Here is a 5,563-nt window from a genome sequence, read left to right on the forward strand (position 1 = left end):
GAGTTCCTGGGCCGGCGAGACGCGCAGGTGAAGGTGAGGGGCTACCGAATCGAACTGGGAGAGGTGGAGGCGGCGCTGGCCTCGCACGCGAGCGTGAGCGAGGTGGCGGTGGTGGTGCGGGAGGACGTGCCCGGCGACAAGCGCCTCGTGGCCTATCTCGTGCCAGCGTCTTCGGAGCGCACACCGAATGCAGAGTCCGCGTCACGCCTGGTGGACCTGTCGGTCGTGAGGGCGCATCTGCGGAGTCGGTTGCCCGAGTACATGGTGCCGTCCTCACTCGTGGTGCTCGACACGCTGCCGCTGACGCCGAACGGGAAGGTGGATCGCAAGGCCCTCCCTTCTCCCGACACGCACGGTGCCGAGCCCGAGACTTTCGTGGCGCCGCGTACCCCCGTCGAAGCCTCGCTGGCCGCGATCTTCTCGGAGGTGCTGAACGTCGAACGCGTGGGTTTGCACGACGACTTCTTCGAACTGGGCGGACACTCGCTGCTCGCCACGCAGTTGGTGTCGAGGATCCGCACGGTCTTCGCGGTCGAACTGCCCCTGCGAGAGGTCTTCGAGTCCCCTACGGTGGAGTTGCTGGCGAGACGCTTCGAGCAACCTCGGTCAGAGGCCGTCGAGCAGCGAGTTCCGCCGCTTCTGCCCGTGCCGCGTACGGACGTGCTGCCTCTGTCCTTCGCGCAGCAGCGCCTCTGGTTCCTCGACCAGTTGGAGCCCGGCAGTGCCTTCTACAACATCGCGACCGGGGTACGGCTGACGGGGGCCCTCGACGTCACGGCGTTGGAGCGTGCCTTCGCGGAGTTGGTGCGCCGACATGAATCCCTCCGGACGACGTTCCGAGCCGACGCGGGAACGCCCGTGCAAGTCATCCTGCCCGAAGGGCGCGTGCCGCTGGAGCAGGTGGACCTGACCGAGCTGCCGTTCGAACAGCGCGACCGTGAGACCCCGCAGCGGGCAGAAGCGGAAGCTCTCCGTCCTTTCGATCTGGGGAAAGGGCCGTTGCTGCGGACGCTCTTGCTGAAGCTGTCGGAGCGGGAGCACGTGCTGGTGCTGATGATGCACCACATCGTGTCGGATGGCTGGTCGATGGGCGTGCTCGTGAGAGAAGTCGGCGCGCTGTACGACGCGTACGCGCAAGGGCAGCCGTCGCCCTTGCGCGAATTGCCGGTGCAGTACGCGGACTACGCGGTGTGGCAACGGGCGTGGTTGCAGGGGGCGGAGCTGGAGCGACAGCTCGCCTATTGGCGCAATCAACTGGAGGGTGCTCCGCGCGCGCTGGACCTGCCGACGGACCGGCCTCGTCCGGCGGTGCAGACGTTCCGGGGGGAGAGTCGAAGACTGGCGGGGCCTCCGGCGCTGCGGGATGCGGTGAAGGAGCTGGCGCGAAGGGAGAACGCCACGCCCTTCATGGTGCTGCTGGCGGCGTTCCAGACGTTGCTGGCGCGGTACTCGGGCCAGGAGGACGTTTGCGTCGGCTCGCCCATCGCCAACCGCACGCGCGAGGAGACCGAGGGCCTCATCGGCTTCTTCGTCAACACGCTGGTGATGAGGACGACGGTGTCGTCCGAGGATTGCTTCCGAGACCTGCTCGCGCGGGTACGCGAGACGACGCTGGGGGCCTACGGGCACCAGGACGTCCCGTTCGAGAAGCTGGTGGAGGAGCTTCAGCCCGTTCGTGACCTCAGTCGCCCGCCGCTCTTCCAGGTGATGTTCGTGCTCCAGAATGCCCCGACGACGGCGCTGTCGGCCGCGGGCTTGCGGCTGGATCCGACGGAGTCCGCGGGAAGGACCGCGAAGTTCGACCTGACCCTGGAGTTGACCGATACGGACCAGGGGCTCGCTGGCGCGCTGGAGTTCAACAGCGACCTGTTCGATGCGCGGACCGTGGACCGGCTGTTGGGACACTTGCGGTCCCTGCTGGAGAGCGCGGTCCGAGCGCCGGAGAAACGGCTGCTCGACCTGGAGTGGCTGACTCCGGACGAGCGTCGTCAGGTGCTGACGGAATGGAATGACACCCAGCGACCGCGAGCACCGGGAGCGCTGCTTCACCACCTGGTGGAAGCCCAGGTCCAGAGGACACCGGATGCGGTGGCGGTGGTCTTCGAGGAGACCCAGCTCACCTATTGGGAGCTGGACCGGCGCGCGAATCAACTCGCATGGCAACTGCTCGCCCGAGGGGTAGGGCCGGAGAGCCGCGTCGCGGTGTGCGCCGAGCGCTCCCTGGAGTTGATGGTCGCGCTGCTGGGCGTCCTGAAGTCGGGTGCGGCCTACGTGCCGCTGGACCCGGGCTATCCCCAGGAGCGCCTCGAATACATGTTGGACGACGCGGAGCCGGCGGTGCTGCTGACCCAGCAGCGCCTGCTCGCAATCCTTCCCCGGCATGAGGTGGACACCCTCTGCCTCGACTCAGGATGGGACGCGGTACGACGCGAGAGCACGGACGCTCCTCCCGTCGAACTGGAGGGCGACGCGCTGGCGTACATCATCTACACCTCGGGTTCGACGGGCAGGCCCAAGGGGGCGATGAATACGCACGCGGCCATCTGCAATCGATTGCTGTGGATGCAGGAGGCGCATGGGTTGGTGGAGGAGGACCGCGTCCTGCAGAAGACGCCCTTCAGCTTCGACGTCTCGGTGTGGGAACTCTTCTGGCCGTTGATGACGGGCGCGAGGCTCGTCATGGCGCGACCGGGTGGACACCGGGAGCCCGCGTATCTGGTCGACCTGGTGGCGCGCGAGCGCGTGACGACGCTGCACTTCGTCCCGTCGATGCTGCGGCCATTCCTGGAGGAGCCACGGCTCGCGGACTGCGTCCGCTTGAAGCGCGTGGTGTGCAGCGGCGAGGCGCTGACCCCCGAGCTGCGGGATTTGTTCCACGCGCGGCTGGGTGCGGAGCTGCACAACCTCTACGGACCGACCGAAGCGGCGGTGGACGTGACGGCCTGGACGTGTGAGCGAGGCGTTCCTGGGGACAGGGTGCCCATCGGTCGCCCCATCGCGAACACGCGGATGTATGTGCTGGGCGAACGGTTCCATCCGCTGCCGGTGGGCGTCGCGGGAGAGCTTTACATCGGTGGCGTGCAACTGGCCCGAGGCTACTGGCGCCGTCCTGACCTGACCGCCGAGCGTTTCCTGGCGGACCCCTATTCGCCGGTACCGGGCGGACGCCTGTATCGAACGGGGGATCGGGCTCGATGGTTGGCGGATGGCTCGCTCGAATACCTGGGCCGGCGTGACGGACAGGTGAAGCTGCGAGGCTTCCGCATCGAGCTGGGGGAAGTGGAGTCGGTGCTGCGCAAGCACCCGAGCGTGGCCGAGGCGGTCGTGGTGGTGCGGGAGGATGTGCCGGGTGATGCGCGGTTGGTGGCGTACGTGGCTCCTCCGCAAGGCTCCACGCTGGAGTCGACAGACCTGCGGACGTACGCGCAGCGCCTGCTGCCGGAGTACATGGTGCCTTCGGCATGGGTGGTGCTGGATTCGCTGCCGCTGTCTCCGAACGGAAAGGTGGACCGCAAGGCGCTGCCGACACCTGACGCACGTGACGAGGCGGGAGCGGAAGATGTGTGGGTCTCTCCGCGCACGCCGACGGAGGAGCTGCTGGCGGGCATCTGGGCGGAGGTCTTGCGTCTGGACACGGTGGGCGTCCACGAGGACTTCTTCGGGTTGGGAGGCCATTCGCTCCTGGCCACGCAGGTGCTCTCCCGCATCCGCGGTGCCTTCGGTGTCGAGCTGCCGCTGCGTGAGTTGTTCGAGTCGCCCACGGTGGCTCGCCTTGGCGCCAGGCTGGAGTCGGCTGTGCGTGCGGGAGGCGGTGTTGCTCCGCCGCTGAAGGCGCGGGCGGATCGCTCCTTCGCGCCGCCGTTGTCCTTCGCACAGCAGCGCCTCTGGTTCCTCGATCAGCTCTCTCCCGGGGAGTCTTCCTACAACCTGCCCGTGGCGGTGCGCCTGACGGGGACACTGGATGTCGAGGCCTTGCGGCATGGCCTCTCGGAGTTGGTGCGCCGCCACGAGTCGTTGCGCACGACGTTCCGTGCGGGCGCGGGCGGTCCCGTTCAAGTCATCGCCGAGGAGGCGGAGCTTGTCCTGCGATGCGAGGACGTGAGCGGGTTGTCGGAGCGCGAAAGCTCGGTGCGGAGATTATTCGAGGAAGAGGCCCGACGGCCGTTCGACCTGGAGACAGGGCCACTTCTGCGGACGGTGTTGGTGAAGCTGTCGGAGCAGGAGCACGTGCTGGTGCTGGTGATGCACCACATCGTGACGGACGGCTGGTCGATGGGTGTGCTCGTGAGGGAAGTGGGCGCGCTGTATGGGGCCCGCGTGAAGGGACAGCCGTCGCCGTTGAGCGAGCTGCCGGTCCAGTACGCCGACTATGCGGTGTGGCAGCGCGAGTGGTTGCAGGGGGCGGAGCTGGAGCGGCAGCTCGCCTACTGGCGCACGCAGTTGGAAGGCGCATCGAGCGTGCTGGAGTTGCCGACCGACCGGCCAAGGCCGGCGGTGCAGACGCACCGAGGCGGCTTCGTGAAGGCGCTGTGGGGGAGCGCGCTGTGGAGGTCGGTGGAGGGACTCGGGAGGCGGGAGGGCGCCACGCCCTTCATGGTGTTGCTGGCCGCGTACCAGACGATGCTGGGCAGGTACTCGGGACAGGAAGACGTGTGCGTGGGCGCGCCCATCGCAGGGCGGACTCGAACAGAGACAGAGGGCTTGATTGGCTTCTTCGTCAACACGCTGGTGTTGCGCGGAAGGCTTGAGCGTGAAGAGAGCTTCGCGGGACTGGTGAAACAGGTGCGCGAGACGCTGTTGGGCGCGTACGCCCACCAGGACGTTCCGTTCGAGAAGCTGGTGGAGGAGCTGCAGCCCGAGAGGGACTTGAGTCGGAGCCCGCTCTTCCAGGTGACGTTGACGCTGCAGAACACGCCGGTGACCGAGCTGCGTCAGGAAGGACTGACGCTCAGGGGAATGGACGCGGAAGGGACGACCTCCAAGGTCGACCTGTCGCTGGTGGTGGAGGAGGTGGCGGACGGAGTGGCGGTGGTGGCGAATTACAACAGCGACCTCTTCGAGAGGAGGACGGTGGAGGTGATGGTGGAGCACCTTCGGGTGCTGCTGGAGGCAGGAGTGGCACGGCCTGAGGCGAGGCTGTGGACGCTGCCGATGCAGGGGGAAGAGGCGCGACGGGTGGTGGTGGAGGAGTGGAGCGGCCGACGAGTGGAGTACCCGCGAGAGGCGAGCCTGGCGTCACTCTTCGAGGAGCAGGTGAGGCGCAGTCCGGAAGCGGTGGCGGTGGAGTACGAGGGCGAGAGGCTGAGCTACGGAGAGCTGAACCGCCGAGCGAATCAGCTGGCGCACCACCTGAGAGGGATGGGGGTAGGCCCCGAGGTGAAGGTGGGGCTGTGCGTGGAGCGCTCGCTGGAGTTGGTGGTGTCGGTGCTGGGCATCCTCAAGGCGGGAGGAGCGTACGTACCGCTGGACGCGAGCTACCCGCTGGAGCGGCTGGGGTGGATGAAGCGAGAGGCAGGGGTGGCCGTCCTCGTGGCGCAGGAGAGGCTGGCGGACGAGGTGGCGG

At 67.7% G+C, this 5,563-nt stretch carries 1 protein-coding gene; it reads left to right on the forward strand.

All coding sequences use genetic code 11. From position 1 onward, the window contains the following. A partial coding sequence (locus tag FJV41_RS47660) for a non-ribosomal peptide synthetase (RefSeq protein ID WP_141649273.1) occupies positions 1-5,563 on the forward strand: 5,563 nt, incomplete at both ends.

It is taken from the genome of Myxococcus llanfairpwllgwyngyllgogerychwyrndrobwllllantysiliogogogochensis (assembly GCF_006636215.1).
Taxonomy (GTDB): Bacteria; Myxococcota; Myxococcia; order Myxococcales; family Myxococcaceae; genus Myxococcus; species Myxococcus llanfairpwllgwyngyllgogerychwyrndrobwllllantysiliogogogochensis.